Source organism: Streptomyces sp. NK08204, from assembly GCF_020400585.1.
Classification (GTDB): domain Bacteria; phylum Actinomycetota; class Actinomycetes; order Streptomycetales; family Streptomycetaceae; genus Streptomyces.
This window is the reverse complement of the sequence record NZ_JAINVF010000107.1, coordinates 1-284: the sequence shown is the minus strand read 5'-3', so window position 1 is coordinate 284 and position 284 is coordinate 1. Positions and strand designations below refer to the sequence as shown.

General features: G+C 71.5%; 1 protein-coding gene. It reads left to right on the top strand.

All coding sequences use genetic code 11. The features are described from left to right. Nucleotides 1–284 (top strand): vitamin B12 dependent-methionine synthase activation domain-containing protein (locus K7G59_RS34520; protein WP_225840699.1); only part of this gene is annotated, 284 nt, incomplete at both ends.

The window sequence follows — 284 nt, the reverse complement described above, 5'->3', positions numbered from 1 at the left end:
GACCTGATCATCCTGGACGAGGACGGCAACGAGCGCACCCGGTTCACCTTCCCGCGCCAGCGGCGGGGCCGGCGGCTGTGCCTGGCCGACTTCTTCCGCCCGGAGGAGTCCGGGCAGACCGACGTCGTCGGCCTCCAGGTCGTCACCGTCGGCTCCCGCATCGGCGAGGAGACCGCCAAGCTCTTCGAGGCCAACTCCTACCGCGACTACCTCGAACTGCACGGCCTGTCCGTCCAGCTGGCCGAGGCCCTCGCCGAGTACTGGCACGCCCGGGTGCGCGCCGA